26 protein-coding genes are annotated in these 26,655 nt (G+C 61.1%); 3 read left to right on the top strand and 23 right to left on the bottom strand.

Annotation, left to right across the window (positions count from 1 at the left end; all coding sequences use genetic code 11):
• Window positions 1–124 precede the first annotated feature (124 nt).
• The 21 genes from IAG39_RS09185 to IAG39_RS09085 form a co-directional block, all read right to left on the bottom strand.
• Entirely contained in the window at window positions 125–3,526 is a 3,402-nt protein-coding gene (locus IAG39_RS09185; RefSeq protein WP_374701623.1) for a host specificity protein J, read from the bottom strand.
• Entirely contained in the window at window positions 3,523–4,092 is a 570-nt protein-coding gene (locus IAG39_RS09180; RefSeq protein ID WP_054453557.1) for a tail assembly protein, read from the bottom strand. The genes IAG39_RS09185 and IAG39_RS09180 overlap by 4 nt, the downstream gene beginning before the upstream one ends.
• Window positions 4,089–4,868: a C40 family peptidase gene (locus IAG39_RS09175; RefSeq protein ID WP_054453559.1), complete on the bottom strand. Its 780-nt coding sequence runs from the start codon at window positions 4,866–4,868 to the stop codon at window positions 4,089–4,091. The genes IAG39_RS09180 and IAG39_RS09175 overlap by 4 nt, the downstream gene beginning before the upstream one ends.
• A 2-nt stretch (window positions 4,869–4,870) precedes the next feature.
• Window positions 4,871–5,599, bottom strand: a complete 729-nt coding sequence (locus IAG39_RS09170; RefSeq protein WP_054453561.1) for a phage minor tail protein L — start codon at window positions 5,597–5,599, stop codon at window positions 4,871–4,873.
• A 4-nt stretch (window positions 5,600–5,603) separates the two neighbouring features.
• Window positions 5,604–8,288 carry a pyocin knob domain-containing S74 family peptidase gene (locus IAG39_RS09165; protein WP_054453563.1) on the bottom strand — a complete coding sequence of 895 codons (2,685 nt, stop codon included), beginning with the start codon at window positions 8,286–8,288 and terminating at the stop codon, window positions 5,604–5,606.
• Complete coding sequence (locus IAG39_RS09160; RefSeq protein WP_165867964.1) at window positions 8,288–8,623, bottom strand: phage tail protein; 336 nt, start codon at window positions 8,621–8,623, stop codon at window positions 8,288–8,290. The genes IAG39_RS09165 and IAG39_RS09160 overlap by 1 nt, the downstream gene beginning before the upstream one ends.
• 5 nt (window positions 8,624–8,628) lie before the next feature.
• Window positions 8,629–11,607, bottom strand: coding sequence for a phage tail tape measure protein (locus tag IAG39_RS09155; RefSeq protein ID WP_054453566.1), 2,979 nt, complete (start codon window positions 11,605–11,607; stop codon window positions 8,629–8,631).
• 20 nt (window positions 11,608–11,627) lie between these two features.
• The gene (locus tag IAG39_RS09150) at window positions 11,628–11,945 is read right to left on the bottom strand and encodes a DUF1799 domain-containing protein (RefSeq protein ID WP_258956177.1); all 318 of its coding nucleotides are present in this window, start codon (window positions 11,943–11,945) and stop codon (window positions 11,628–11,630) included.
• A 68-nt stretch (window positions 11,946–12,013) separates the two neighbouring features.
• Window positions 12,014–12,427: a hypothetical protein gene (locus IAG39_RS09145; protein ID WP_054453568.1), complete on the bottom strand. Its 414-nt coding sequence runs from the start codon at window positions 12,425–12,427 to the stop codon at window positions 12,014–12,016.
• Window positions 12,428–12,506: 79 nt separating this feature from the next.
• Window positions 12,507–13,445, bottom strand: a complete 939-nt coding sequence (locus IAG39_RS09140) for a phage tail tube protein (protein WP_223283491.1) — start codon at window positions 13,443–13,445, stop codon at window positions 12,507–12,509.
• 51 nt (window positions 13,446–13,496) lie between these two features.
• On the bottom strand, window positions 13,497–13,688 hold the full coding sequence (locus IAG39_RS09135; protein ID WP_124260410.1) for a hypothetical protein: 192 nt from the start codon (window positions 13,686–13,688) through the stop codon (window positions 13,497–13,499).
• 15 nt (window positions 13,689–13,703) lie between these two features.
• Window positions 13,704–14,123 (bottom strand): hypothetical protein, encoded by a 420-nt coding sequence (locus IAG39_RS09130; protein ID WP_054453576.1) that lies wholly within the window; start codon window positions 14,121–14,123, stop codon window positions 13,704–13,706.
• Complete coding sequence (locus IAG39_RS09125; protein ID WP_124260411.1) at window positions 14,120–14,407, bottom strand: hypothetical protein; 288 nt, start codon at window positions 14,405–14,407, stop codon at window positions 14,120–14,122. Before IAG39_RS09125 ends, IAG39_RS09130 begins: the two co-directional genes overlap by 4 nt.
• Window positions 14,408–14,429: 22 nt before the next feature.
• Complete coding sequence (locus IAG39_RS09120) at window positions 14,430–15,431, bottom strand: major capsid protein (protein ID WP_054453580.1); 1,002 nt, start codon at window positions 15,429–15,431, stop codon at window positions 14,430–14,432.
• 75 nt (window positions 15,432–15,506) lie between these two features.
• Window positions 15,507–15,857 (bottom strand): head decoration protein, encoded by a 351-nt coding sequence (locus tag IAG39_RS09115; RefSeq protein ID WP_054453587.1) that lies wholly within the window; start codon window positions 15,855–15,857, stop codon window positions 15,507–15,509.
• 11 nt (window positions 15,858–15,868) lie between these two features.
• Window positions 15,869–16,963 carry a head maturation protease, ClpP-related gene (locus tag IAG39_RS09110; protein WP_165867966.1) on the bottom strand — a complete coding sequence of 365 codons (1,095 nt, stop codon included), beginning with the start codon at window positions 16,961–16,963 and terminating at the stop codon, window positions 15,869–15,871.
• Between the two features lie 11 nt (window positions 16,964–16,974).
• Entirely contained in the window at window positions 16,975–18,495 is a 1,521-nt protein-coding gene (locus IAG39_RS09105) for a phage portal protein (protein ID WP_118934633.1), read from the bottom strand.
• On the bottom strand, window positions 18,492–18,698 hold the full coding sequence (locus IAG39_RS09100; protein WP_043544039.1) for a phage head-tail joining protein: 207 nt from the start codon (window positions 18,696–18,698) through the stop codon (window positions 18,492–18,494). The genes IAG39_RS09105 and IAG39_RS09100 overlap by 4 nt, the downstream gene beginning before the upstream one ends.
• A gap of 31 nt (window positions 18,699–18,729) precedes the next feature.
• A complete protein-coding gene (locus IAG39_RS09095) occupies window positions 18,730–20,796 on the bottom strand; it encodes a phage terminase large subunit family protein (RefSeq protein ID WP_054453592.1) in 2,067 nt (688 codons plus the stop codon).
• Window positions 20,796–21,293 carry a terminase small subunit gene (locus IAG39_RS09090; protein WP_054453595.1) on the bottom strand — a complete coding sequence of 166 codons (498 nt, stop codon included), beginning with the start codon at window positions 21,291–21,293 and terminating at the stop codon, window positions 20,796–20,798. The genes IAG39_RS09095 and IAG39_RS09090 overlap by 1 nt, the downstream gene beginning before the upstream one ends.
• Complete coding sequence (locus IAG39_RS09085; protein ID WP_054453606.1) at window positions 21,290–22,078, bottom strand: hypothetical protein; 789 nt, start codon at window positions 22,076–22,078, stop codon at window positions 21,290–21,292. The genes IAG39_RS09090 and IAG39_RS09085 overlap by 4 nt, the downstream gene beginning before the upstream one ends.
• 363 nt (window positions 22,079–22,441) lie before the next feature.
• Between IAG39_RS09085 and IAG39_RS09080 the strand changes: the two genes are divergently transcribed.
• Window positions 22,442–23,884, top strand: coding sequence for a DUF1254 domain-containing protein (locus IAG39_RS09080; RefSeq protein WP_118934027.1), 1,443 nt, complete (start codon window positions 22,442–22,444; stop codon window positions 23,882–23,884).
• Window positions 23,885–24,212: 328 nt separating this feature from the next.
• Window positions 24,213–24,455, top strand: a complete 243-nt coding sequence (locus tag IAG39_RS09075; protein WP_124260398.1) for a hypothetical protein — start codon at window positions 24,213–24,215, stop codon at window positions 24,453–24,455.
• 441 nt (window positions 24,456–24,896) lie between these two features.
• Here IAG39_RS09075 and IAG39_RS31750 read toward each other — a convergent pair whose 3' ends face one another.
• Both IAG39_RS31750 and IAG39_RS09070 read right to left on the bottom strand, forming a co-directional pair.
• The gene (locus IAG39_RS31750; RefSeq protein WP_082400922.1) at window positions 24,897–25,154 is read right to left on the bottom strand and encodes a hypothetical protein; all 258 of its coding nucleotides are present in this window, start codon (window positions 25,152–25,154) and stop codon (window positions 24,897–24,899) included.
• A gap of 38 nt (window positions 25,155–25,192) precedes the next feature.
• The gene (locus IAG39_RS09070; RefSeq protein WP_054453614.1) at window positions 25,193–25,399 is read right to left on the bottom strand and encodes a cold-shock protein; all 207 of its coding nucleotides are present in this window, start codon (window positions 25,397–25,399) and stop codon (window positions 25,193–25,195) included.
• Between the two features lie 440 nt (window positions 25,400–25,839).
• Here IAG39_RS09070 and IAG39_RS31535 point away from each other — a divergent pair, with 440 nt between their 5' ends.
• Window positions 25,840–26,277 (top strand): hypothetical protein, encoded by a 438-nt coding sequence (locus tag IAG39_RS31535; protein WP_082400924.1) that lies wholly within the window; start codon window positions 25,840–25,842, stop codon window positions 26,275–26,277.
• Window positions 26,278–26,655 lie beyond the last annotated feature (378 nt).

Below are 26,655 nucleotides of genomic sequence, written 5' to 3'. Positions count from 1 at the left end.
ACAGTGAACGACCAAACCTGGTTATAGCCGCCCAGATCCGCATGGATGGCGAGCCTCCCCATCTGGTCCGTGACGCTGCAGATCGTGCGGCTCTGAGCGTCGAAAGTCTCAATTCCGCTCGGCATTACCAGTTCCCAACCCTAACGCGCAGCACCCCATTTGCGTCATAGACGCGCATGAGCCCGGGAGAGATAAGCAGCCGGCCAGCGCCATTGCTTCCGTTCATCTCAAAGTTCCCTGCCTTATCAATGCGCCAGCCCGAAACCCCCGCCACATAGTTGTCTGACTGGATGTAGCTGCCGATCATTGCGTTGGTGATCCAGCCCGTACCGATCAGGGCCTGGCTCATGAAGACCTGTCCACCCTGGATAACGAACGGCGACGTGACGTTGCTTCCGTTGGGATGCAGAACCGCAAAGCGATCCGCCATCACCAGCACCTGTGATTCGACGATGCCGCCTGTGTTCGAAACGCCAACCCCGATACCGGCCATGTAGCTGCGGCCTCCGGCGGTGGTCTGCGCCTTAATGGTCCACATCGCCGACAGATCGCCATTGGTCTTGGCGATGGCCTGGCTTGTCTCTTGAACTCCGGCGAACGCCTGATCTGCCTTTTGTGACGCTGCCCCGGCCGTCGCTTGCACGTCCGTGAGGCGTCGGCCCATCGCTTCATTCTCATTCGTGCGGATGAGCGATTCCTGCTGAATTAGGCCAGTGTTCTCGTTGACCTTTGCGCTGACGGTACTGATGGTTTGAGCCATCGCCTCATTCTGAGCCTGCCGAGTCGTCTCCTCCTGGGCTATCCGAGTTTCCAGCACCGGTATCCGCTCAATCGGCGCGAGGATGTCTCGCGCCAGTTGCGTCTGGGTGATCTTGCCCGTGAGGTAGTCGAGGATTTCGCCGGCGTCCGAACTCGCCTGACCGAGCACACCATTTCCCGCCGGATAGCGCGGCCCTGCCACGCCGTTCCGGTCTCGCAAGATGGCCCAGAAGTACAGCCGCGCGCCGGCCGACAGGCCCATCAGCGTCGTGCTGTCTTGGGGGAACGCGAAGTCTCCCAACTTCTGCGCGGACTCGAATGCAGGCGAGGCGCTGTACCAGATCTCGGTCCGCTCCAGAATGGACGGACCCGCAGGCAAACCCCACTTCAATCGAATAGCGAAGACCAGGGCGGTCGGCACCAGGCTGGTGACGGCCGGAGGCGGAGCCAGAATGCCGTCCAACTGCGTGAGCGTCGACGAGGCCCACATAGAGGCGATATCCAACGCATTCAAGGCACGCACCCGGCATAGGAATGCCCCGGCATAGACGTTCGGCACCTCGACGCTCGTCGAGCCCGTGCGCGGCATATTCACCCATTCCGAGTTATCCCGGCGCCACTGCACCTCATAGGCCACTGCGCTATCAGCGCGCTTCCAAGAGAACACGGCAGTATGGCTGGCGAAGCCCTGACTGATCACGGGATAGGACGTAATGGTCACCTCGGTGGGAGGCGGCTGCACGCCAGGCGGGATAACCGTGATCGGCACCGGTTCCAGCCGCGTGCCGAAGTCCACGTTATCGAACTTCCCTGGCTCGTGCTGTAAGGCAAAAATCTCGGCGACAAGCCCTTCCTTGCGCTTCACACTCAATACTCGAAAGCGTTGTGCAGATAGCGTCTCGGATTCCAGTGTCCACACGCATTCGGGCTCAGGAACCTCCGAATAGGGCGCCGTAACGGTCAGGATAAGGACCGTTCCCGGCAGCCCCACCATATCCGCAGTCAGCTTGATGGAATCGACTGTGAACGTCGTCATGTCCGCAGTCAGCCCCTGGCCTACCGCGGTGCTGATGATTCGCGTCTCGGAGACACCGCTGGGTAAGTTGACCGTCAGGCGATCGCCTGGACGGACACCCAGCGCGGCGTCTACAGTAATTACCTTTCCGGTTGCAGCATGAATCCGCCCTCCGATACGACGCCCAGCCAAGTGCTGGTCCGCCACGCGGATAATGCTGCCCGGGTGAACACGGCAGGAGTCCAGTCCTACCGCGAAGGAAACGGACCGCGTTTCCATCTGGGAGGTCAGCAAAAGCCACTTTCCTACGCGGTTCGCTTGCCCTCGCGATGTGCACCCGAACGCGCTGACTTCGATCTGCCGGAGGCCGTATCGCAACAGACCTCTGCGGTCTTCCACATACTCAACCTTCTGCCGCCCCATGTCGGAAAGGTCGTTCCATGACACCAACGCCACGGTGTAGCGGGTGTTAAGAGCCGATCCGGCGTAATGGAAGCGCCCATCAATGACGTTCGCGGACGTGAACGTATAGATCGGATCGCCGGGCATATCCGCAACGGCAAAGACAGAGCCGCTAGCCCAGTACGCCATGCCGCGAAACACCGACGCCAGATCCTGAAGTACACGATAGGCGTCAGCGGCCGTTTGCAGATAGACGTTGCAGGTGAAACGCGGCTCCTGCCCGCCGAATCCGTCTGGCACCAGCTCATCGCAATAGCGAGCGATCTGGTACAGCCCCCATTTATCCAACCATCCGGCCGGGATACGCTCGCCCAAGCCATACCGGTCGTTGCTGACCAGATCAAAGAAGATCCAGGCTGGGTTATCCGTCCATGCGAGTTTGAACGTGCCGTCCCATGTCCCCGAATAGGCGCGCGACTCCGGGTCATAGTTTGACGGAACGCGAATGATGCGCCCTTTCAAGTCATACGCCCGAACGGGGACATTCTGAAACTGGGATGCATCGACCTTGATCCCGAACACGGCCGACATCGGGTAGCGCAGCTTCGCATCGATCACTTCGGTATAGGCGTCTACGAAGGTCCGATCAGAAACGGTGCTGCTGCCTGCGTTGGCTGTAGTGCGAACCACGCGAACTGACCACCCAGAACGAGCCGAGGGAAGATCAATTCGGTGTGATCGGGCGTAGCGCTGGGTCGTCTTGCCATCAAAGGCCGACGTAAGCGCGGTCTGATACGCTCCCCCGTCTGTACTGACTTCGATTCGATACTCGACGCGATAGCCCGTAATGTCGCCATTGCTCGTGTTCGCTTGGGACAGGCCGTTGACTGCGAGCGTTATTCGAATTGCAGACAGCTGCGTGTCAGCGAACGAACGAACCCATGGCAACGCCGCGGTCAGCTCGACGTTGGCCGCGGTGGTTACCTCGGACGCAGGGAATCCCGGCAATGGGTCCTGCGTCTGCGTGCCGGTGCGGAAGTCGATAGCGACATTCTGAAAATTCAGCGAGCCGTCTTCATTCGCTACTGGCGTACCGTCCAGGTACACATCACGCAACGCTCCGCCCAAACCATGGGTTGGCCCAAAAATCTCCCCTTCCGACACCAAGTCGATAATGCGGGCGTAGGCGGTGCTATGGAGACTGTCGGGCGCCTCCTTCGGAGAGCGGCCGCCGCCGCCACTCTTCCCGCCCCCGTGGCCGACCACGGGCCTACTCCTTTTATGCGAGCCGCCAGAAATAAAAAGGGCGCCCGAAGGCGCCCCGCTGGCTCGATTGAATTGCATCGTCATACCTGGTCCTCCGCGTAAATCCCTGCCGAGATCACCGCGCTACCCACTATCATCTGGCCATACAGCAGCGGCGCAGGGCCGCCCTGTGCCAAAGTGTTGACGGCCCCGTTGAAGTTGTAGGAGGCGCCATTCTCAGGACTATCCCGCGCACTGAGCCCCCGTTGCTGGGGAGAGAACATCTGCACAGCGCCGCCCAGCGCCATCGCCCCGCCCATCTGCATCAGCCAAGGCTGGGATGTGACAGCGCCGACAACCAGCATTACCGCCCCCAACACTGTCTGGAATAGTCCGCCGCGCTTTGCCCCCGTCGGGACCGGGGCGATGCGAATCGGCTCCGCGCCAACGGGATGCCGCATGTCATCCACGCCGATGTTTCGCTTCCCGATGAAGCAGGCGAAGTGCACCCCATGCGACTCGCTATCCGCCAGCTCCTGCTCAAACCCCGGGATCAGTACGGACAGCGCCCGGATCGCCTCGGCAGTGCTCCTTACCGCAAGCCGATGAATCCGCCCAAATCGCGCGCCCAGTCGACCATACAGCCGCACTTCACGCAGTATTTCGTTCATTGGGCGACCTCGTATCGAAGCACCAGGCGCGTGGCCTCGCGCCAATAGCCTCCATAGACCACGCGTTCGGAATCCCGCCCATACAGGTGGTGAAGCATTGCGTTGGGAACCGGGAAGAGGTCGGGCGCTTCCTTCAATGGGCGGCTTCCGATGAACAGGCCGGCGTGATTGACGCGATCCGAACGGATCTGCATCAGTACCACGTCACCGAACTGCACTTCCTCGCCGACTGTCAGAGGTCGGAAGCCCGCTTCTGCGAAATGATCCATGTAGAGGTCGCCTTCCCTACCAGGCTCCCACCAGCCATCCTCTCGATGAAAATCCGGCAGCAAGATGCCCAGCTCGCGCGCGTACCCGTCGCGAATCAGGCTGTAGCAGTCCAGGACACCGTGGGCAAAGGGACGCCCAAGCAGCGGAGCCACATACCCCTCGGGCGCGAACCCGCGCACGTCTCCTGTCACGACAGCGCCGGCGGCATCCTTCTGCACCCCGACAATGAACCACGGTAAGCCGGTCGCCTCGCACGCGACGCGGTCGGCCTCACTGGGGTCGCTCGGTACGTCTGGGTGGGAATGGATGATGGCGATAATCCGCCCGGCGTCCTCTGCCTTGGCGTAGTCCTCTGGATCCATCACGAAATGGTCTGTACCGGTCGCCAGATTTCGGCACGGCCAGTACGATTCGCTCCTGGCTGCCATGACGACCAGGCCGCAGCACTCGCGCGGGTACTCGGCCATCGCGTGAGCCCGGATGGCCGTTAAAGTCTTCTTGCGCATGGTTAGCCTCTGATCCGGTCTGCCGATGGAAAGCCACCGAAATTGATAATTTCGAACTCGCCGAAGCGCTTCTTGCAGTCGCTCAACAGGCCCGAGCAACGGTCAAGGGCGGGATCCGTGACTGGGTTCCCTTCCAGGTCGAACATGCGCGCCCCGGTGTATCCGCAGTACGTGCCGCGGTATCCACCCTTCGTCAGCCAACCGCAGATGCCGGCGATGATCGGGCGGCTGGGAAGCTGCTGACCGTTGAAGTCCAGCGCGCTCGATAGCTCGAACTCCACGACTTCGGGAACATCGCTTGTCTTTTGTTGGACAATCCAGATCTCCGGCGTCAGTTCCTCGTCGGGCGAGGCGGTGGGGTTGCCATCGGGGAAGTTACGCGCATCCAAGTACTTCCCGAGCGTCCGCCGGACAACCACGCGGGCGCCTACCAGGTCGTCAAGCTGGATGCATAGTGCGGAAATGACACCCGGCACGGGGTTGCCCTCTGCGTCCTGCCCAATGTTGCCTATGGACAGCGTGGGCGTGGGCTGCTGCCCCTCACCTACTTGATCGAATCCCTCAGCCTGGATAGCCCAGGGGTCGTATTGATTCCCTTGCCACCAGATCGGGCCTACCTGGGCGTATCCGTGAAAGCGCTGAAGCGTGCCGCCAATGCCGGTGGCGTCCAGCTCGAACAAGTCGACCAACTGGCCGACCTCCAGCTTTTGAACATCCGCATAGATCCCCATTGCACTACTCCGGGGTAGCGGGCGAGCCCGCAGCTTCCAGTTGCGCGATCCTGTTGTTGGCCGTCACCAACGATCTGTTGGTTTCCTCCAGCATCTGGGTCAAGCGCTGCACCGCAGCCACCATGTCGGGCATGATGCGTGACATGTCCACGCCCTGGTATCTGGGCACCTCCGGCGCATCGGGACCGCCAGGCCCCGCCATCATCTCGTCCTTCTTGCCCACCACCGCGTTGGGGACTTTCTCTTGTAGTTCGTGTGCAATGAAGCCTCGCTGGATCTCGGAGCCTTCCGGTGCCTCATTCATGCGGAACAGAATGGGACGCAGCGCGTTGATGGTGGCCAGCGAGTTCTCGGGGTCCAGGTTCCCCAGATCGGTCTTGGCCCGATAGTCCGAGGTCGTGGCGTAGGTCGTCGTCAGCGCCTGCGTCGAATAGATGTAGCCCGCGACGCCGCCAGAGGACGACTGGAACTGGATAGCTGTGGAGTCCGATGCATTGACTGGACGGGTCACAATGCCGTACTCCAGGCCGCCGCCGTTGAAGGAGACGTGGAGCTTCGTTTGCACGTTGGGCTGCACAAACCGACCGAATTGCCAACGACCGTCCTCGACCACACGGCCACATTCCCCAGAGCCGGAGCTGATAATCAAATTGGGGGGAACCGCAGCAGTTCCGTGTCGGCTGAATAGCAGATAACACCCGCCCAAGCTAGCCGACATACCTACAAATTGCGAATTGGCCGAATCGGCGTTTCGTGCAAGAAGGCCCGCCACCGACCCGCCGGCGCCCGGTACAGCCGCCAGATAGGTGTCCCCAGAGTAGGACATGAAGCGGTTCCCTGTGGCCGATGCTTGACCGGGAAACTCCCCCATGATCACTGCGCTCGGCTTCATCAGCAGTACGCCCGTAACCGGAGTCTGGGGCGTGTAGTTCGTGCCGTTCCACTGGTATACGCCAACCCCATCCACGTACACCTCGCCGCAGTCGGCCACAGGCAGGAACGCAGACGAGCTGAGACTTGCGGTGATCCTCCAGCTTTCCCAGGAGCTACCTGCGCCGAACCGCTGGAACACACGGGGCTTCTGGGCGTTACCCAGCAGCGTGCAACGCTGCACGATCGCGCCAGAAGAGATACAGAACACCTCCAGGAAGCCTGCACCGACCGTACCGTTATTCACGGGGGGCCAGTTGGCGCCGCCGGCGCCCGTGATGGTGGAGCCAGACTCCCAGGTGTAGAACGTATTGTCCGCAGTCAACGTGTTGGCGTTAATGCCTGCGGCGGCACTCAGGGCCACCCGGTGCATGGCGTCCTTGAGCCTGGCCTGTTCCAGCCAGGGCCCCCAAACCTTGGAAGCGCCGAACCGAACGCGCTTGTAGGTCACCGGGCTGGTTTCTGGGAAGGCCGTGTAGGTCTGAGTGACCTGCAGATTACTGGCCTGGGATGAGACGACTTCCAGAATCCCGGCCAGCTGCACCGGGTAGTTCAAGGCAGGCGTGGCCTCAGCGCTGACGTTGCAAGCGTAAGCGCCGGGAACATCTACCGAGTTCAGGTCGATACTGACCAGCGTCTTGGCCAAGCTGCGGCGCGCGTAAGCCGACCCGTTCCAGGCGTACCAGCCGTCGCCATCCACATAGACATCACCGTGGTTCGCTGTGGGCAAGTCCACCGTCGAGCTGAGCGGCGCGACTACAAACCAGGGGTCCCATGCTCCATTGATGCGAGCCCGCTGAAGGCAGACCGGCCGGCGGCCAACGCCTGTCAGCAGCTCCAGGCTCTGGATCACAGTCGTCGTGGCCATCACAGCTACGGTCAGCGCTCCAGACCCCGGAACAACCGCCGGCCAGTTAACGCCCCCAGACACCACAGCGCCTGGGCCCCAGGTGTAGAAAGTGTTGGGTGCGGTCAGCGTGTTGGCATCGGTGCCGACAGAGAGCGCGACGCTTTTCATCGCCTCGTCGAGTCGAGCCAACTCCTGCCAGGGGTACCAGGTGTTCGACGTTGTAAACCGCACGCGTTTGTAGGTGCGCGATACGCCACCAGAACCGCCGCGAGTCGTGTAAGTCTGAGTGACCTGCACGTTCCCCGCGCCAGCGCGCTCCACCACCAGCGTGCCCGCCCGCAACTCGGGCCAATTGAGAGCCAGCGTCGCGTCGGCGTCGCTGTTGATGTAGTAGGAGCCGGGGTCGGTGACCGTGTTGGCGTCGGTGCCGGCCACGACAGGCACCGCGGTCAGGACTGGCAGCTGCTCGCGCGGGATCGTTCTGTCGGCGCCCAGCGATGCGGCACCGTTGGCAGCGCCCAGCATCGAGGCATCGAGCATTCTCACCCATTCAGCCCAGTCGCCTCCAGCGCGAGTCCGCCAATAGCTACGGCGCCCCGTGGTCACGTACCGCTGATACACAAACGACGTACCCGCTGCCACGACCTGCAGCAAGCCTGCGGTACCCTCCGGATAGTTCGTACCACCCACGGCCCCCGCGTTCGCGGACTGGTGGAACGTGCCGGTGGTCGTGTAGGCGTTCAGATTCGCGGACGCCGGAATCTCCACAGTCTTGAACGCGTCTTCCAGCGCCGCTTTCAGCGCCGACATATTCCGGTTCGTTTTTTGAAATGAATCCCGGTGCGTATCGCCGGTGCCATCATTGGGCGCTTGCCCAACATTGATGATTTCGAGGTTCACCATGGTCATCAGGGAATGAATTTCTGTTTGAAGGTGACGGCCAACGTGAACCAGCCGCCACCCAGAGGCACAGGGCTGTAACCCCGCTCCATCAGGAAGACCGCCTGCTGCCCCAAGGGCGGCGTCCAAAGGAACCCCGTCCAGGTCCCGTGGCGGTCAAGGAACTTTTTGATTGGCTGGATCTCAGCCTCGGTCCCGAAGAACTCAAGCGGCCAAGACTCAGAGCGGGAATTGATGCCGTCTTCGGCGACCTGCGCGAATCCATCGCCGAATTGCGCGCTCAACCCGCGAAAGGCGACCTCCCCCTTCGGATTCCTCCGGGGGCACCAGGTAAAAATTTCCACGAAGCTCACCTACCGTTCTGACGGTTCCAAGAAGTCCCCCCGGGCCGGTAGGACCGAGCCAGGAGGCGCTCAAACCGCTGGTCAACGAATTCGCCGATTTCCTTGCCGAATTGCTCCAGACCGGCCGGCGCGTTCGTGCGAACGCCCTCCCCTTCTTGCAGGTAGATCTGCACCTGGACTGGGCGATTGCCTGCCCGCAGCTCATCGCCTGCGGCGGCCTGGGAGAAGTTCGGGATCTGTGCGCGGATACCAAGACTCCCGTCCGGCGCGCGTTTGAGCGGCATGATTGCTTCAGGGCCAGCCTCGGCAAAAACACCCGCGCCCTTCGCGAAGGCGAAGACCTGCGGCGTGTCATAGACCCCGTTCGAATAGGCGGACAAGCTGGGCGACGAATAGACGTTGCCCTTTGCGTTCTTGACTGCCCCCCAGCTGCCAGACATGCCCGATGTGTCTCCGGTCGCCACCTGGCCAGCACCGGCATAGTTGGCAGCCACCGAAACCCCACTGAAGAGCATTCCGGATATGCTGGTCACGAATCCGACCAGGGCCTGGCGCGCCGCAATCTTTGCGATATCCGCCAGAACGCTGCGGGTGAAGTCCGAGAATTTCGCCTTCCCGGTGGTCACGAAGCTCGCAACGACGTTCTCCATCCCGGTGAACAGGGATGAAAAGACCTGCTGCGACTGCGCCATCAAATTCGCAGTGCCGTCGAGCCAGTCGTTGACAGCAAGCAGCGCGCCGTTTTTCCAGTCAGACTGGATTGCGACACGCTCCTGCATGTACGCGCGCTCACGCTCGACCTGGGCCAGCATGGCCGCATCGATCTGGGCAATTCCTTGCAGGTACTGTGCGGAATCTAGTGCGCCTGCCCCACCTTCGCGCAGCATCTTGTCGGTGAAGCCGTCGCGGATACGCCGGAATCGGTCCTGGGCCTGATTCACGGAGTCCACCAGGGCGCGATCATTCGCGCCCAGCGTCATGGCGTTGACTTGGCGGTTGGCCTGCAGGTCACGCGTCTCGCGATAGTTCTCGATGTCCAGCTGAGTAGCCCGCAACGCTCCGCGGATCTTCTCCTGGTACTTCTCGATATCGGTGGCCTCTTGCTCCTGGGAGCGAACGATCTGGGCCTCAAGCTCCTTTACGCGGCCAAGATAACGCTCCCGCTCCGAAAGCTGCTTCTTTCCTCCGGCAATCTCCGCCTGCTTGCGAGCCACCTCCAGCTCATCTTGCAGGGCCGCGCGCTGTGCCTCGGCGCGCCGATGGATGAATTGCTCCTCCGACAGCAGACCGCGGGCACGTTCGCCCTCCAGGCGCGTGGTTTCCCGTCGAAGCTCTTCCTCTCGCAAGCGCGCATGCGCCTGCATTGCGGCCAGCTGAGCGGAAATGCCGCTTTGGACTCCTGCGCCAGCGCCCTTGTCCTCAAAACGCTTTCGGGTGGCAGCTTCCCGTGCGCGGATGGCGGTGGCGGATATCCGATCATCGTTCGGGTCGATTGCCCTCAGACTCGCTTCATTTCGTGCATTTTCTTCGAGCGCCTTTTCCAGCCGACGCGACTTGTTTGTCGCCTCATCTAGCGATTCGAGTGCCTTTGCCGCAGTGATGGCGCTGGCATTGGCGGCTGCATTGAGCCCGTGGACCTGTGAAGCCGCCTCTGCCAAGGCTCTCTGATCCTCAGCATCCCGCAGCCGCCCTACGGCAGCCGCCAATTTGGCCTGGCCTGCCGCGTTAATGCCGGCAGGCCCATTTGCCCTGTCTCGGATAAGGTCAAGATTCTTACGGAGTGACGCAATGCGAGCCTCAAGCGGATCTTGCTCCTGCCCGACCTGCTTCATCGCCTCCCACGCGCCGGAGACTTCCTGTTTGACGCCGCGCCAGGCTCGCTCCAGCAAACCCAGCTTCGCGGGAGCCTCATCACCCAGGTAATCATGCAGAGCCTTCGAAGTCGCCTGCATCGCGGCTTCGCGATTGCCGCTTTCCTCCAGCGTGCGGATGTACTCCCATTGCGCCAGGCTCATGAAGTTCATCGAGCGGTTATGTTCTTCCGCCCACTTCGTGACACCTTCCGGCATCCGAGCAAAGTCCTTGGAGATTTCGTCCATGGACTGCTTGGAAACGCGCTCCAGCTCCACCATCGTGGCGCTCAGATCAGCAATCGTGGCCTTCGAGATTTGGCCGGTAGCGACCAATCCCTCAACCGCATCACGCGCATTTCCGATGCCCCCGCCCCCAATCTTGGCGGAAGCGGCCGACATTTCGCGGATACTCGCGGCAGTGACGCCTGCATAGTTCCCTGTCAGGCGGATCGTCCGATTTAGCCGATCTGTCTCCTGGTCCCCCTGATAGGCAGCAATACCCCAGGCCACAGCAGCGCCGGCGAGCAGCGTCCACGGGTTCACCATTCCCAACAGGGTGGATCCCAGCGCACGAGCTGCAGGGACCAGTCCGCCGAACATGTCTTTCAGCTGACCGCCTTGCTGTAGCGCCACAGTCATGGGCTGCTGTCCGCTCTGCAGCGAAACCACAATGTCGGTGATCTGCGCGGGTACCCCACGCATTGCAGCTTCAGTCTGAGCGGCAGATCTGGCGTGCTTATTGAAGGCCACCGCCCCAGAATTCAAGGCGGTTTCTTGTGCCTTTAGGTGGCCTATCATCGGGGCTGCCTGAGCCGCTACGCCGAGTTCCGCCGCACGCAACTCCAGCAGCTGGGACCGGGTCTTGCCGACAGCCTGGGCCTGCCGCTCCAGGCTTTGCAGAAATCTATCGCCAGCTGTCGCGTATGCCTGGGCGCCAGCCGACGCCGCGTTAACAGACAACGACATCTGGCTGGATGCCGCACCGACCCGGTCAGCGGCAGCAGCTGCCCGCGCCAGAGAAGCCTCCGCCGTCGCTGCAAACCGCGCCGACGCAGCACTGCCCGCGCCGAACGCGCGCAACAAGTCCGCCTCGTCGCCGGTCATCCGAACGGCAAGGATCTTATCGGTCATATTGATTTCCGGCGTTGCGCCTATTCGTTGCTTTCAAAGACCTCGAGGGCGGCCCGTTCCATCGCCCGCAGCTCGATGAACATCTCGCGGCGCACCCGACGCTTCACCCGAAGCAGGCGCAGCGTCGATTCGATTTCTGCGGACGGGATTCCCACCCTCACGGGCCGTCCCATTGCCGGCGCCACCCAGGTCCAGCAGTGGCTCAGTGCAATGAATGCCTCAAATGTCGGCAAGTTCTCCGGCCACACTTCAAACGCCTCGTCGTCAGACGCCGATGCTGGCCTGGCCGCATCTAGAACTTCCGCTGGCGCCCCTGCTGCTCGAAGCGCCGCCAGCACCTGGTCGTCAGTATCAAAGCCGCCGGCCTGTGGTGCGCCAGCTCCTGCCCATCGCCTGGCGGCCTCGATCAGTTTTTTTTCTGTGCGCCCTGGTGCGCGGCATAGAAGCCGCTGAACAGCGGAGCGATCAGCTCCGGCCAATCGGTAATCACCGCCTGCAGCGATTCCCGGCTGAAGGGGACGGAGTCCCCCGCCGCATCCCTCACGCCCAGCCAGTTGGCCAGCTTTGCTTGCACGAACTCGAGGTCGCTCGAGTAGGGATACTCGGGAGCCTGGGAGCCATCGGGCCGCAGGAGGGGGGGCAAATTCTGGGTGGCGCGCGCCTTGTTGACCATACCGTCGGTCAGATCGGCCAACTGCTCCGGCGTGTGCCGGTGATACTGAGCGACGAAGCTGATTTCCAGCGGGTCGCCATTCGTGCCGTTGACGACGAGGGAGATAGGGAAGGCAGCGACCGGGCGCTTGGTGACGACGAAGGACATATAGGGCTCCAAAAGCAAAATGCCCGGGAGATCCCGGGCACGTCGTGGTAAGAATGGTGGAAGGACGAGAGCTGCGGCACTACCTGACGATGATCTCCAGCTCGTCGTTGCCGACGGCGCCGGGATTGATGTTCGTGTCCAGGTTCAGCATCGTCACCCCTTCCTGGTCCGAGTACGTCGGATTGGTCATCTGGGCTGTGCTGGCCTTGATTTCGATGATGTGGCCGGCAGTCACCCCATGGGTGATCGACAGTGCTGTGCCGGCGCCGGACAACACCATGGTCGGCCAGTCCAAATCCGCCATCCGCGGCAGTTCCAGAACGAGTTTCCCTGTCGGCTTGCGGTCCGTGATCTCCGCTCCCTCGCAGCCGATGAGCGAGCGCCAGACCAACTGGTTCGCCACGTCGAAGGTCATGGACTGCAAGCAGCCCGAAAAGGCGCCGAGCGACCACGCCGGCGTGTTCGCCTTGTTTACCGCCTTCGGGATCTGGAACGAGCTGAAATCCACGCCTGCGGGCATGGCGCCGTCCGTGATCGGCACATAGGCGCCCATGAATCGATAACGCAGAACCGGGATGCTCTTGGCCGTCAGATCGAAAGCGACCGTCCCCCGGGCATCCACGATCTTGTGGAACAGGCCGTCCAGGAAGTAATGCAGGGTGATCAGTTCAAAATCGGTCGACACCGGCAAATACCGTGCGTCTGTTCCTACCGTGACCGTCTCAGCGAAGCCGCTGGCGCGCAGAAGAGGCCCCCACGCAGGCGCCTTGCCCGCGGTGCCTGCTCCTGCGAGTTCCACTTCGAATTCGAGCTGGGCATACTGCGTGGTCGCGATTTGCCCGGAATTCCCCATGTAGGGCCGCAGGAGTTCGCGTTCCACGAACTCTGCCGACAGAGGCGTCGCCGTCAGGCTTCGGACCAGCACCGCGTCCGTGGCCCCGGCAGGCTGAGCGGCAGTGCCGGCCGTGGTCTGCAGTTTCGCCAACACGACGGAATTGCGAGTTTTCTTTGCCATCATGGGCTCCAAGAATGAAGGCCCAATAAGGGCCAGATTGATAGCGAGACGGCCCTATCGGGCCTGGCAGCCTGAGCAGGGTTCGGTCCGCTCGATCAGAATTCGCTCGCCGGTAGCCGAATCACGGAGATAGCTCCCGCCGCGGCCATGGTGTTCATCGATCTGGGGCCCGGTCACCGCCTGCGCAGGCTGGGCGATATCGGTACTCACCGGATCGTCGGCGACTGATTTCCTTTCTTTGTTCATGCTTTCTCCGATAGTTCAGGCGCTTAGGGAGTGCTCATCGGTTTGGTAGGTGATGCGGTAGCGCTTGTTCACAATCTGCCGCCGCAGGTCGCCATTGACGTACTTGGGCTCATCGGTCCCGAACTCGGCAACCTCGACCACGTTGGGGCCGGCGTATGCCATAACGACGGGGTGGGCCTGCTCGAACACCGCCTCTGCGAAGGCCTGATGGTCATCGCCTGCTGTGTGAACGAGGACATGGATTTCACGTACGCGGGTGGCGCGCGGCGGGTGAATGCTCTCCACCGACTCCCCGCCCAACTGCACGGAGATCACCATCGGATCCTCTCTGGCGATTGCCCGTACAGGCGATGCCTCGACTTCGGCGGGGAATCCGGGCGCCGCCTTGAGGGCGGCACGGAGGTCCACCACGTATTGCATTGCCAGCGTGGTCATGGAAGCTGCTCCAGCATCGCGCGCGACCAGAAGCCGTCGCCTACCGCGGTCGGCTCCTGGCGGACTCGGTACCGGACGCCCCCGATTTCCACCTGACTTTGGTACGCAAGGTCGGGGACGTCGGCGGTGGTGTACTCGATCTCGTAGTCGGTCGAGTGCACCAGGTCCCCTTCGTCGATGACCTGCGGGCGGTCGAACCGAACCTTGAATGGGACGGGAGGCTCCGTATCCAGCAGCAACGCCGGCTCGCGCAGACCCACCGCATCGAAGGCTTCGTCGAACACGGAGTTATCCCATTCCATGGCTTCAGGTGCCCATCTTCAGTTTGATGATGGCCTTGGGCCGCGTCGGCAGATGCAGCGGATTGGACTGGCTTTCGATCTCAAGTCCCTTCCCGAACGGCAACGGCTCGACCCGCGTGTAATACGGCAGGCCATCGGTGTTGACCGTTTCCATATAGTCGGCCGGCGCGAAGCGCGTGATGAAGAAATCGGACACGCCATCGGGAAAGGCGTAAGCCTCCTCGTCGCCGATGAAGGGAGCGCCCCCCAGCTTGCCGCGGTAGCGTTCGTAGGTAATGCCGCCGATCTCGAAGGAGTCGGCCGGTTTGCCCCGCAGTTCGGCTGCTTGCGCGGTATTCAGGTACGTCTCGCGTACGCTCTTGTGGTTGATCAGCGTCTTCCAGAAGTCCTTGCCGCACAGCGCGCGAACGCCGCTGGCTGGGGTGGCGCCCAGGGCATCCTCGACCAGATCCACGACGTCGTCCGATTTCTGGCGAACGAGGGTGGTTGCGCTCGTGAGTTCCATCGGGAATTCCTGCTGGACGATGCCGAAGGAATGGTAAACGTCGAGCAACACCGAAGTGCCGTCGGCATCCAGGATCTGCCCCTTGATGCCGCCCACGCGCTGATATTCGTGCGTTAGATCGAGTTGCTGGCGATGCTTCCTCTGGTACTTGGCAACCCGCGCCTCGGCCGATTCCAGCTCCGATTGGCTCCCGAACGCGCGGATGCCCTGGATTTCGTCGGCCAGCATCGTGGAACGTTGCGGCAAGTGCACGGTGTTGAACGGAATCAGCTTGCGGCCGGTCAGGACGACCGATTGACCGACACCACCACGGGGCTTGGCGGACACCAAACCCAGTGTCTGGCCGTCGTATTCGATTTGCACCACGGTGGAGGAAACGCCCTCTTCCGAGTAAAGGCCGAGCTTGCCGATGCGGCCCGGGATGCTCTCCAGCTCGTTGATGGCGGCGGTCAAGGCGGAAACCGTGAATTTCTCGTCTTGGAAGATATTGATATCGGCCATGTCAGGCTCCAGAAATAGAAACGGCCGCCCGGAGGCGACCGCGAATGTTGGATAGATGGAGTTGTGTTGGTGGGATCAGCGGACGATGATGCCAGCCGACTGCAGGGCAACGCGCGCCGGCGCATCCAAGCCGACAAGCAGCACGCCCGCCAGTTCCGCGTCACGCGCGATGACGACGATCTGCTGATCATCGTCGGACACCGGGGCATTGCCGTACAGCACGGCGTCGGCGGTGATCGGCGCGCCGGGGTCCGCCCCCGGGCCGGCGTAGGCGGCATATTTGCCGTCGTCGCCCAGCGTGAGCAATTGCCCTGCAGCCAGGGCGACGAGGGTGGCAGCCAAGATTGCGTTTTCGCGCGAACGCTGGCCGTTGGCTTCGGAGAGGATGAAATCGGCCGTTCTGGCCTGTTGATGGATGAAAGGCATGGTGCTGACTCCTAGTGGGCAGAGAGGGCTTTTCGTTTGGCGTAGATCGCCTGGGGATTCGGCCCGCTCTGCTTCTGGGCCGATGAATTGGTGGGAGGTCGGTTATTGATAGAGTCGCCCGCATCGGCCACGACATGCTCGAACAGGCGCGCACGCGCCTGGTCTACCGTGAGGCCCGCAGACACGAAAGCGGCAGCCTTCTCAGGCAGCTTTGCTGCCAAGCAGATGCCGGCGATCTCTTTGGCTTGCGTGATCCGTTGATCCGCCAGTTCAAGACTATCCAGCGCACCGCTGAGCAGCACACCTTCCGCCAGATCCGCAATCCCCTCTTGCCGGCAGGACGCATAGACACGGGCGGCCAGCGCAGATGCCGTCGGCGCATCCGCCGGAGCAGCCGGGGACGGCTCGGGCTCGGGCTCGGGCTCGGGCCCGGGCTTCGGATTCGGCGCGGGCTCGGGGTCGCTCTCTTCCAGGGACTTGAGCATAGCTTTCACGTCGTCAGGCAGATTCTTGTGCTTTTGCAGCACGGCAGCCGCACTATCCGACATCTGCAGACGCACGGGCTCCTCGATCAGGTCGCAAAATCCCAACGCCTGCGCCTCGAGCGCAGACATCCACGTGGTCGCGTCCATCATTTCGATGATCTTGTCACTGTCCAGTCCACTCTTACGGGAGTAGGCTGCCACCACGCCGTCTCGGATCCGATCCATCATTTCTGCAGTGGTGCGCAGATCCTCGGCCGTACCACCAGTGATGATCCAAGCGTTGTGGATCATCATCTGCGTATTCTCGGGCATGATCGTTGGCTTGCCGGCCATCGCGATCAATGAGGCCGCGGAGGCGGCGACGCCGTCCACTCGCGTGGTTACCCGACCGGCGTACCGATGAAGCGCGTTGTAGATTGCAAACGCGTCGAAAACGTCGCCCCCTGGGCTGTTCAGCGACACCAAGATGTCGGCACCACCTGCCGCTGCTGCGTCCAGTTCTGCGACGAACGCTTCAGCCGTAGTTCCCCAGAACCCAATTTCGCCATAAATGCGAATCTCGACCACGGGCTTATCCGCCTGCGCATTGACGCTGATCGAATACCAAGCCTTCTTTGCCATATTGGCTCCATTCATTGATTGAGAGGGTCGGGGCTGCCGCCCCCTTCTGATCCCGTCGCCTTACCGGCGCTGGTCGTATGCCGAGGATCGCTATCGAACACAAAGCCCTCGGCGTCGGCCGTTTCGTTGTCGGCGCGAATCTCCGCCGCAATGTGGTCTGGATCGTCGCCCTTCCTGAGGATGATTGACGACCGGCTGGAAAAGCCGCTTCGCACCGACTCCTTGTCGGCCTGCGCGTCCTGCACGGGGTTGAAGTACGGCCATCCCTGGGGCACCCACAGCACGCGCAACCATTCACGGCGGCGGCGGTGGAAATCCGGCATGGGGAAGGTGCCGGAAAGCGCCAGGGCGTCGATCCAGGCATTCCAGACGGGGCGGCAGAGCTGATGGATCACGCAGTGCCATTGGTATTGCTCGATGAGCCGGTGAAACTCGTTGACCACCACCCGCAGCGTTCGATCGCTGATACCGCGCAGGTCGCCTGTTGCGATTTCATAAGGCACGCCGACAGAGGCAAACGCCCCCATCAACTGCTGCCGCATAAATCCCTCGTAGTTGTTGCCGGCATCTGGCGGACTGGAGAATGTCACCTCTTCACCTGGTGCCAGCTCCTGCATCGTGCCCGGCTCCATGGAGACGAGCGGCGTGCCGTCGTCATCGAACTCATAACCGTCCGCCTCGCCCGTAAGAGGGTTATTCGGATCGGCATCGGGATCCGGTTTGGTGATGAAGCCCGCGAAGAGGTTTGCCACCTCCTGCCGGTACATGACAGCGTCGTCCAAGTTGTCGATGGACTTCAAGCGGAGCAGGACGGTAGCCAGAGCAGTCACCCCCCGTACCTGCCCGGGCCGCAACATTGGATAGGCGTGGATGACCTGCTCGGCTGGCACCCTGACCGTATCCTGCCCAGCCGCGTTTCGGCCGAATTCGCCAGGATGATGACGCCACATGTGATAGGCAGTGCGCCGCCCGATAGCATCGAACTCCACGCCATTCACGATCTCGCCGCCGTTCGGCAGGGTAAGCGACCGCTCGACCGGCAGCTGGTCCCCCTCCATCTGCTGCAATTGCAGAGGTACGGACAATCCGTCCTGAGGTCGCCGAGCGCGCAAACGGAACAAGGTCTCACCATCCTGGAAGATGCTGCGCACAGCCAGGGCCTGCATTCCGTAGAAGTCCAGCCTGCCGTCGGCATCGGCCTCCTGCACCCAGTCGGCCCACAGTTCCTTCAGCGCCCGTCGGACGTTGGGGTCCGGGTGCTTGGGGTACGGCTGGATCCCCGTGCCGACCACGTTGGATACCCAGCGTGTGGTCGCAGTCAATGCCCATGGATCATTGCGCACGGCGTCGCGCGCGCGGCGACGCTGCAGACCCAGGTTCTGCGTCGCCGCGGCGTTCGGCCCCGACCCCGAGGGATTCCAATTTCGGGCCCTGCTGCCCGTGGCGCTTCCGCTTTCGTAGCTGCTGCTCATCTGCGCGCTAAGGCGACGAGGCACAAGCAGACTGGAACCACGATGTTTCAGATAGCTCATCGGATCCCCTTGCCGGCGTTGCGCAGCCTGAACTGCCGCGAGCGCCCCTTTCCTTTGCTGAGTTCCCGCTCCACATGGGCGCGGGCGCGCATCAATTCGTCCGTGCTGCGGAAACGCACGCGCTTGCCGTCGTACTGGACCTCCAATTGGCTGTTCGCTATCGCGCGATCCAGCCGTTCCAGGTCCGCCTGGGTGTATGCCATGACCTTGCCTTATTGGTTTCTGTTCTGCGGCCTACCTGCGCCCCCGGAGGTAGCTGGAAGCCGCCACTCGCCGGCGCGCCGGCTTGACGGCCGGCCCGGCACGCGCCGCTGGCGCCACTGGCGCGGCCTTCGCCGGGGCGGCCGGCCGCGTGGTTGACGGCGGCGGCGCCTCAGCCTCCTCGTCCCGCGGTGGCGGCAACGCATCAAGCTTTTCCGCCATGGCATCCCACCAAGCGTCCGACTTGCGAGAAAGGCCAAGATGCTCCGCCACCCATAGCGCATACACCGCGCAGTCCAGTGCTTCGACGCGCTTGCGCAGCGCCGTCCACAGCGTACGAACTCCGGTCGCCGTCTTGCGCGACACCCGCGCTTCGCCTGAGAACTGCCGGAACCATTCGTCCGACAAGTCCTCCGAAAGGTGGACATAGCCCGGGCCCGGCGTCTCGATAGCCAGGCGACTGTGCAGCAGATCCTTGGCCAGGTTCGTGCCGACGTGCCACAGGATCACGCCCTTCTTGATCCGCTTCCCTCGCCAGTCGATATCCACCTGGCCGGCGCCATCCTTGATGGCCTTCTCACCGAAGGGGCGACCGCGGACGGCAAAGACCCGGCGCGCCTTGTTGCGGCGCGCGAAATCGTAGACCGCATTCGAATGGTGGCCGCCGCTGTCAATGGCCGTGGCGTAGATACTCATCTGCTGGCCGCCTTCATGCTGGAAGCGCCGCTCGAACAGGTAAGCCGCCACGTTGGACCAGACCTCGTCCTCCGCCGGGTTCCCGTGGAATATCTGGTGATCGACGGTCCACATTTCTCCGCCGCGACCGAATCCCCAGACGCCAACCTCCACCCGATTGCCCTGGGTGTCGCAACCTGCGAGCAACAACGAACAGCCCATAGGAACGAGGTTCTCGGCCAAGCCTGGAAGGCGATAGGCCTCGATCTCGGCGCGCCGCTTCAGCTCGTCCGCCTCGATCTTCTCGACCTCGCCCTCCCAGGCCTGGCCCAGGGTGGTGTTCCAGAAGGTCTTCAGCGGCTCGTCATCGCCCAGCTTTGCCTTGGCGTAGGCCTCCAGGAACTCACGGACCAGCTTGGCCCAGCTAACCATTGGGCTGTACGCAGTCCACACGTGGAAAGCGACGCGCCGATGAGCCGGTATTACCTCGCCAGCCGCGCTACGGAAAACGCCGTCGCGGTCGATGGTGGTGCCGTCCGAACCGCACCAGAATCCAGATTCCGATGCCTCCAGGTACTCGCTCTGGGTGATAAGGCAACCACAGTGCGGGCATAAGTGCTTCACCGATTCTGGATCGCCGTCGATCCACTTGAACCCGTGCGGTTCGTCCTTACCTCCCCAAGTCAGCGCATGATGCCCGTCGCAGTGAGGGCACGTGATGTGATAGTCATATCGCGCATCGGCGCCGGCTGCGCGCTTATCCATCAGGCAGGTCTCTTTCAGCTTGGGCGTGGACCCAACCACCATCTTCGGGAACGTGGCGCCCTCCAGACGCTTGGCCGCCAGCTGGCCGGGGTCGCCCTCACCGTCAATGTTCGAATCGAACGAACTGAACTCGTCCAAGAATGCGACACCGATAGACAGCCGTCGGTAGTTGTCGCCCGAACGACCGCCGCGAAGGTGCAGCACGCTGCCACGGAATTTCTTAACCAGGAGCGTGTTGTCCTTGTGACGCGCCAGGCGAGTCGGAAAGATCGGATGCATCGCCGTCACGTCGCGCAGCATCGGTTCCAGTTCGGTCTTGACGAACTCGTCACGGGCGCTGTCCGTGGGCTGCCAAAGCGCCTGATTGCGCCGCTTATGCTCCGCGAAGTACCCAATGGCCGCCAGCAGGATCTTCGTGTAACCGACGCGGGCCGACTTGATTACGTCAACCTCGTGCACATCGTCGCTACCAACGCAGGCAAGGATGGCACGCTGAAACGGCCAAGCCTCCCAACGCTGTTCGACATACGACGATTCGGCCGAAAGATAAAAGTTGCGCTCGGCCCACTCCCGCAACGTCATTGGCTCGGGAGTGGCGAAGGTTGCAAGCCCACGTCGCAGCGCGCGCGCGACCGCGGCGCGATTGGACTCTATGAGCATTACTCACCCTCGTTCTCTTCGTCAGCCTCCAGATCCTCCAGCGACAGGGATGCAATTGCGTTGCGAGCCCTTGCAAGCTCGCGGCGCACAATCGTCAGATCCGCATCAGTCAGATTCGGCAGCCGGCGCTTCAGTGCCGTGGGAATAGCATCCATAGCCGCGCTTACCTTCGTGCCCGCCCGAGTCAAGACCTCCTCCAGCACGCTGACGGGCGCAAGCTCGCCGCGGGCAACCGAGTTCTCCATCTCGATTCTGTCGGCCTGTGCCGCATATAGTCGCGCCTTTTCCTCCGCAGGATCGAGCGTTCTTGTTTCCTCGCCGGCCTGGCGCCCTGCCGCTATGTCTCGAATGTGCCCACAGTAGGACAGCAGCCAGTTTCCCAGCGTATCGCCCGCGACCATGACGCCACGCATGAGCAAGCCGCTGACGGCAGGCTGCGTGATCCCGACCAGTTGCCCGAACCGGGCCTGGGTCGTCTTCTTGTCAAGGTCGATCATCTTGCGGTGGACAGGGCCAGATCTAAGGCGGTGGAAAATTCGGCGTCGTAGCGTTCGCTATAGACCGCCTCTGCCGTTTCGTAGAAGGGGAATCGCTGCGTATAGGTCGGCTGGGCCAGCGCAAGCAGGACCGGCTTTACGTCCGCTCCGTGCGTTCCGGTCTTCCGCCATACACCAGCAGGCAGATGCTGCTCACGATTTCCGGACATGGACCCCTTGCCGCGGGAAACGAAGTACTGCACGCCGTTGATGCGCCTGTAGCCTTCAGGCGACCGCCCCACCTTTGCAGTGCGTGCGCGGCTGCGCGGCGTGGAGTTCGCCCTGTAGCCTTGCTCGCCGAACGCCTGCAGATACGACAACAGGCGCACGACTTGGCCGCGCGACATGTTGCCGTAGGCATCCATTTCCGCCGCTGCGGCCGGCACCGTAAACGCCCCCGTCGGAAGCCCTACTCTGGCAAGTGCGCGCTCGGACCGCTTCAGCCTGCGCCCACCGCCTAGAACCTGGGGCGGCAGATACTTGTCGGCGGAAATTCCCTTGCCGGCGGCGTCGCGGTAATCGACCGTGGCCACCAGATTGTCTTTGGTGGCCCGGACAAGTCGCAACGCCCGCATCGTGTACGGGGTCGGGCGATCAAAGACCTCTGCGGTGACCTGCGCCAGCGCATCGAGGACGTGTTGCCCGACCCGATTCAAGGCCAAGGCTGTCGCATATGGCAGCTGCCTCTGAACCTGGCCGTAGAAATCCACGCCCTCACGAATCGTAGAGTGGTGGCGCAGCTTCATGACGGTCTCAGATTTGTGCCCCTCACCGCCGAATCCGCGCGATGGATAGGTGGGCGAAATTATTATTACCCCCCCTTAGCGCGCCCGTGACTAGCGAGCGTTCGGGGTTCGAATTACCCTTACCGGACTGATTTCCGCAGGGGCCCCCGGGGTTTCCCTAGAACCTTAGTCATCCGTCTTCGATCTGGCAACGGGCCTCGTTGAGCCCATCAACACAGCGTCTAAGTGGCTCGGATGGCCCACGCTCACCCAAATATCTGCTTGTTCACTTTCCGATAAGAGTGTTATCTCTATGACCGATCCTGTACTGCCTATGTTCTATTGAAGCATCCCATAGCTTGTTCCAACTAGATGAGGCGTTCAATGACCACAAGACGCGAGTTCCTAGGCTCGGGTGCACTCGTAGCACTCGCTGGCGCAACAATAGTGTCCGGCCCGGCTAGCGCACAGACAAGCGCTGATCGACCTGGATTCTTCAGCGCCAAGGACATTGCTGAGGCAGGGTTCATCTACGGCTTGCCTATCGTGATGAACTATGCGGTGATGTACGAGTACGCCGTAGATCGCAATTCGGGGCAGTTCAAGGCCCCGTTCAATCACATCAAGAACGAACCGAACGTCTTCACCTATAAAGATACGGCAATCGTCACACCAAACAGTGACACCCCATATTCCTTTGTTTGGATGGATCTGCGAGCGGAGCCCGTGGTGCTCTCCGTTCCGGAGGTCGAACCCGAGCGCTATTACTCGGTCATGCTCTGCGACGGCAATACTTACAACTATGGCTACATCGGCACGCGTGCCACAGGAAGCGAGGCTGGCGACTACATGGTGGTCGGCCCTGCCTGGAAGGGCGATACCCCACCGGGCATCAAGCGGGTGTTCCGTTCGAGCACACAATTCTCCCTTGCGGGCTATCGCACTCAGCTTTTCGGGCCGGATGATCTCGATAACGTTAAGAAGGTACAGGCCGGCTACAAAGTGCAGATGCTCTCGGCCTACCTGAAACAAACTCCGCCGCCAGCCGCACCATCCATCGACTTCCCCAAGATCGACAAGGAACTTGTGAAGACGAACTTCTTCGAGTTTCTCGACTTTGCGTTGCAGTTCGCACCGCCGGAATCCAACGAGATGGGAATCCGCTCTCAGCTCGCACGCATTGGCATTGGCCCTGGCAAGGCCTTGAACTTTAAGGATCTTCCTCTGGAGCAAAAGCTGGAACTTGGTCTCGGCATGAAAGAGGGCCAGCGAAAGGTCGACGAGGCGGTCGCCAACGTTGGTAAGACGATAAACGGCTGGCGGGTTAGTGGTCTTCCAGGCGATAGCGCTCACTACGATGGCGACTGGTTAAAGCGAGCCGTCGCTGCTCAGGCCGGCATTTATGGCAATGATCCGGCAGAGGCTACCTATCCTTTCACACGCGTTGACAAAGATGGGCAAACGTTAGACGGCAGCAAGCATAGTTACACGCTAACCTTCCCGGCGGGGCAGTTGCCACCTGTGAATTCGTTCTGGTCGCTCACGATGTATGACGGAAAGTCCCAACTTCTTATCGAAAATCCGATCCACCGCTATCTAATTAATTCACCCATGTTACCCACCATGGCCACGAATGCAGACGGGTCCCGAACGCTCTACATACAAAACAAGTCCCCGGGCGCAGACAAAGAAGCTAACTGGCTGCCCGCTCCGAACGGGCCAATTTACTTGGTAATGCGGCTCTACTGGCCAAAGACGACGCCACCTTCGATCCTGCCAGTAGGGGAAGGGACATGGTCCCCCCCCGGAATAGAACGTGTCTCCTAGTCACAGACCGCGTGAATCCTCGCTGTGTGGCGTGTAAGGCCGACGGCACACCATGCGCATGCCTGCTGAAACGCAAGAGCTCTGACCGGAGTCTATATATCGGGGCTTTTTGGTGTGGGGGTACCCTGAAGTGTAGCGGGCTACGGGGAACGAACCCACGTAAGAGGCTTGGAAGGTCCCTGCCTGAGCACTCTGCCAAGCCCACAGAATTGAAACAAACTTCGACCATAGCGCGCATGGCTGCTGGATGTGAGCTGAAGTTGTATTGACCAACCAACGGCACAGTGAATCAATGGTTGCAGGAAGGTATGCCTCAACGGAGAGGACTATGCAACCACACTACACAAAACGAACAATTGAAGTTATCGCTGTGGCATTGGACGGTACTAAATACGTCATCCAACGACGCTGCAAGGTTCTGGCGGGAGATGACGGCGAATATGCATACTTCTACAGCAGCCTCGCCGACGGACGTGTGGTTTCATGGCTCGGCGCAAACCGCTATCGGTTGCCCGACGGCACGGCCGTCCAGGCAATATCGTCTCGCTTAATCGTCGCCGGCAGTAGTTGAAGGGAAAGCGGAGTGAATCGCCCTTTTACTGCGTTGCTTGAAATACCGCTGCCTACCATGGGGAAGTCCGCAGAAATGTGAAAACCGCCTTTCGCAAGGCGGTTTCGAGTCGAGCATGGCGTAAGGCATAGGCCCGCTCTCAGCTTTCACATGTCAGCCTGATCGTGAGAGTCTGCTCGACAGTCTCTCATCGACTGTCGGGCATTGCGTTCGCTGATCGGCCGCGGGGCATTCATCCGAAGCAGACGCCCCAGCAGATACCGCACTCATCTCAAGCGTCGCCCACTGCGATGAACATGTTTCGCTCTATGGCGTCTGCCATCTCACGCAGCCGACTTGCCCGCTCGTACTTTGTCATTTTCTGAGCCAGCATCGTGCCACCTTCCTACACATCTGAAAAAGCCCATCAGCTTCATGCGCAGGAAATCTAGCGGACGTCTATCAGAAAGGTCGAACATGAGCGTCGACCAAATGACGCCCATGATTTATTGCCGCATCCACCGCGATTACAGGGCTTGAAACAAACCCTCCAGAGGCAAAGAGTGGCACCTCCTGTGGCTCGTTCAACTCATGCTGGTCCGAAACGGCACCCAATGCCACAGTTGCGACAAAAGCGGGCCGCTGACTGCCTCCAACCGATATGCGAGAGACACTAGCCGTTAGTCGATAACCTTTATAGACCACGTTGTTGGGGAACATTAGTCCTCCCTGTCTATTCATCAGTCCAGGACCGTTGTTCACAATGCACGAATTTGCGTTGCATGCGGGCCTTTAGCCCCTTGCGCGGTGACGTAGCTCACGCGTTGATTCTCGACCAATACTTTGTGGCCATCGCCACTGACGATTTCAGAGAAATGAGCAAATAGGTCCTTGCCGCCATCCTCTGGCATGATGAACCCAAAGCCCTTGGCGTCGTTGAACCACTTAACTATTCCGGTTTCCATTTTTCAACTCCTTGCATAGCGGGCGAAGCCCGAAAAGGGAGCTAATCAAGGAAAGGACTGCGAACAATGAGGCACCCTGAAGGGTACAAAACCGGACGGAAATCGCGATGCTCGAAAAGCCGCTAACCCACTATGGGCGCATAACTTTCGAAAGTCAACCTACGTTTCTAATTAGCATCAAACCGCAATTTAGACCTTGGCCGCAGGGTGTCGGGCAGAGTGCAACACGCTCGCTAAGTCTTGTGTAACGACTTCCCTTTATTGCGATGGGCCAGTCGCAGGTCGCGTATGCTGAACACATGGAGTTTGAACGTGCGTCACCTCGCCGTATCGCCATGTGGGAGTACAAACATGCAACAAGTCCAATGCCAGCACGATCCATCCTTGCAACTTGAAAGGCAGAGGACGGCGTTCACGTCCGCACGATCATCGGCGATAACGTGAACGCTATCAGAAGGTCCATTGCTAGACTCGCGCACACCTTTGTTAAGCTTTTCCCTCCTGCATCACCCCAAAATGCGGGGAGAGAATCGAGCATAAGAACAAAACCTTCACATCCCGTCATTTCGTCGCCATGGCGTATCTACCGCATCTACGCCCGCCCAGGCCATTTGCTAATTCGAAACGAGCAAGGTCAAGTACTCGATCTGGGGGTCATGAAGGGCCAAGTACCCAACCTCACCTATCGACTTTTCATCGGTGGATTGAGCGGCAGAAACTTCGCGAATCGCACCCAATTGCTCGATGATGTAGCTCGCCGCTTCCAAGCTGGCGAAGTTGGCAAGGAACTGCTTTCTCTCCCTCAGTGGGAAAAAACACCCGGAGCAGATCTAGATCGGGGCACGCATGTGGACGTGTCCATGAGGGTTAAGCGTTGAAGCACTAGCGAGTTAACGCCCAGCGAGGATTGCCAAAAGGACACATGAAAAAACCCGCCTGCTTTCGCCTGGCGGGTTTTCGGGTGCATTACATGCGGGCGCACCTGTGGACGGAGAAATTGTCGCGGTTCCTGTCGCACTAATCAACTACTTCATGTCGCACTTTTCCACCGATACACAGCAGCGTTGCGAACACCGGGGCGGCTGGGCCGGCGCAACACTTGCCCGTGATCGATAAGTGCGGTGACCGCGCGCAGTACGCCTTGCCGCGCCGCCGTGCGCTCCTTGATTGTCAGTTCCCGCGCCCCCGTCGCGGCTCTCACGAGATCCGCCATCTTGAATTCTCGACCGGGATACGGGGCCATCAACCCGATGATT

The organism is Achromobacter xylosoxidans, from assembly GCF_014490035.1.
GTDB lineage: Bacteria > Pseudomonadota > Gammaproteobacteria > Burkholderiales > Burkholderiaceae_B > Achromobacter > Achromobacter bronchisepticus_A.
The sequence above is the reverse complement of the archived record's forward strand: the minus strand, read 5'-3'. Positions and strand labels throughout refer to the sequence as shown.

What these genes read in the sequence shown, in the direction of transcription:
- IAG39_RS09090 (WP_054453595.1), bottom strand. Translation starts at nt 21,293, where the DNA reads ATGATCGACCTTGACAAGAAGACGACCCAGGCCCGGTTCGGGCAACTG.
- IAG39_RS09100 (WP_043544039.1), bottom strand. Translation starts at nt 18,698, where the DNA reads ATGGCATACACCCAGGCGGACCTGGAACGGCTGGATCGCGCGATAGCG.
- IAG39_RS09130 (WP_054453576.1), bottom strand. Translation starts at nt 14,123, where the DNA reads ATGACCACGCTGGCAATGCAATACGTGGTGGACCTCCGTGCCGCCCTC.
- IAG39_RS09075 (WP_124260398.1), top strand. Translation starts at nt 24,213, where the DNA reads ATGCAACCACACTACACAAAACGAACAATTGAAGTTATCGCTGTGGCA.
- IAG39_RS09175 (WP_054453559.1), bottom strand. Translation starts at nt 4,868, where the DNA reads ATGCGCAAGAAGACTTTAACGGCCATCCGGGCTCACGCGATGGCCGAG.
- IAG39_RS09140 (WP_223283491.1), bottom strand. Translation starts at nt 13,445, where the DNA reads ATGATGGCAAAGAAAACTCGCAATTCCGTCGTGTTGGCGAAACTGCAG.
- IAG39_RS09170 (WP_054453561.1), bottom strand. Translation starts at nt 5,599, where the DNA reads ATGGGGATCTATGCGGATGTTCAAAAGCTGGAGGTCGGCCAGTTGGTC.
- IAG39_RS09105 (WP_118934633.1), bottom strand. Translation starts at nt 18,495, where the DNA reads ATGAGCTATCTGAAACATCGTGGTTCCAGTCTGCTTGTGCCTCGTCGC.
- IAG39_RS31750 (WP_082400922.1), bottom strand. Translation starts at nt 25,154, where the DNA reads ATGTTCCCCAACAACGTGGTCTATAAAGGTTATCGACTAACGGCTAGT.
- IAG39_RS09095 (WP_054453592.1), bottom strand. Translation starts at nt 20,796, where the DNA reads ATGCTCATAGAGTCCAATCGCGCCGCGGTCGCGCGCGCGCTGCGACGT.
- IAG39_RS09180 (WP_054453557.1), bottom strand. Translation starts at nt 4,092, where the DNA reads ATGAACGAAATACTGCGTGAAGTGCGGCTGTATGGTCGACTGGGCGCG.
- IAG39_RS09145 (WP_054453568.1), bottom strand. Translation starts at nt 12,427, where the DNA reads ATGTCCTTCGTCGTCACCAAGCGCCCGGTCGCTGCCTTCCCTATCTCC.
- IAG39_RS09110 (WP_165867966.1), bottom strand. Translation starts at nt 16,963, where the DNA reads ATGGCAAAGAAGGCTTGGTATTCGATCAGCGTCAATGCGCAGGCGGAT.
- IAG39_RS09185 (WP_374701623.1), bottom strand. Translation starts at nt 3,526, where the DNA reads ATGACGATGCAATTCAATCGAGCCAGCGGGGCGCCTTCGGGCGCCCTT.
- IAG39_RS09135 (WP_124260410.1), bottom strand. Translation starts at nt 13,688, where the DNA reads ATGAACAAAGAAAGGAAATCAGTCGCCGACGATCCGGTGAGTACCGAT.
- IAG39_RS09115 (WP_054453587.1), bottom strand. Translation starts at nt 15,857, where the DNA reads ATGCCTTTCATCCATCAACAGGCCAGAACGGCCGATTTCATCCTCTCC.
- IAG39_RS09120 (WP_054453580.1), bottom strand. Translation starts at nt 15,431, where the DNA reads ATGGCCGATATCAATATCTTCCAAGACGAGAAATTCACGGTTTCCGCC.
- IAG39_RS09080 (WP_118934027.1), top strand. Translation starts at nt 22,442, where the DNA reads ATGACCACAAGACGCGAGTTCCTAGGCTCGGGTGCACTCGTAGCACTC.
- IAG39_RS09155 (WP_054453566.1), bottom strand. Translation starts at nt 11,607, where the DNA reads ATGACCGATAAGATCCTTGCCGTTCGGATGACCGGCGACGAGGCGGAC.
- IAG39_RS09165 (WP_054453563.1), bottom strand. Translation starts at nt 8,288, where the DNA reads ATGACCATGGTGAACCTCGAAATCATCAATGTTGGGCAAGCGCCCAAT.
- IAG39_RS09085 (WP_054453606.1), bottom strand. Translation starts at nt 22,078, where the DNA reads ATGAAGCTGCGCCACCACTCTACGATTCGTGAGGGCGTGGATTTCTAC.
- IAG39_RS09070 (WP_054453614.1), bottom strand. Translation starts at nt 25,399, where the DNA reads ATGGAAACCGGAATAGTTAAGTGGTTCAACGACGCCAAGGGCTTTGGG.